1 protein-coding gene is annotated in these 855 nt (G+C 47.8%); it reads right to left on the reverse strand.

Going from position 1 to position 855, the window contains the following annotated elements; translation table 11 throughout:
* Positions 1-855, reverse strand: an 855-nt coding sequence (locus tag K6Y31_RS22090) for an IS4 family transposase (protein ID WP_233055181.1), incomplete at both ends; no start/stop codon positions are given.

Genomic DNA, 855 nt, shown 5'->3' on the forward strand with positions numbered 1-855 from the left:
CGCCTCATAACCTCTAGTCCTAACCTGACGGTAGACAGTACATTCCGGGTTCGTATTGTATTGGCTTGAAAGTGTCTATCCCAGCCTTGCCCTTGAGCATGCAACCCCGTCAGCCAAAACATAAATTGCAGCATTAACGCTATCAACAATATGATATCGAAACGCGCTGGGCTGTTGGTTCGACTTTGACGTAAACCTAACCCATAAACAGGGCTTTTCAAGTCTCGGAATGTTTCTTCTACCTGCATGCGCTTGGCATAAAGCTTCACCAGTTGTTTTGGTGTGCGGGCCGCTGGCGGGAAATTGGTTGCCAGTACCCAAGGCTCTTTTGCTGAAGCTGAATACACTTTGGGTGATGGATGGTGGCAATTGGTTCGTGTTGAACGCTGATTTTTCCGTCCCTTCGGTAATGATTTATACAATACTATTTGGCAGTTGATTGGGTTGCCCTGCGTGAGTTTCTTGTCGCCAAGGCTCTTGGCTCTACTGGATGCTTGGCTGTGTAACTTACTGATGGGTTGCCAGTTTTGTGCGCCTATGTCCGCAAATCTTACTTTGCCTCGCACTCGGCTGAGCCAGTACCAACCATGATCTTCAACCGATTTGTACCATGGCACTTTAAACCCAGCATCACTTACGATTAGTGGCACCACATTAGCTGGCAAAATACTGGCTAACTCAGATAAAAATCGGTCATGCGCAGCCTTAGAGCACTGCTCTTCTAAGGTAAAAGCTCTCTCATACAGAGTGACGGAGCGGCCCTGCAAAGCAACCGAAGCCCGCAATGCCACAAGTCTTTTCTGCTCACGAATATCAGACCAATCTACCAAAATAACCGGCATTGGATTACCCGAG

The sequence above is a fragment of the Motilimonas cestriensis genome (genome assembly GCF_021295315.1).
In the GTDB taxonomy this organism is placed as follows: domain Bacteria; phylum Pseudomonadota; class Gammaproteobacteria; order Enterobacterales; family CBDFNC01; genus Motilimonas; species Motilimonas cestriensis.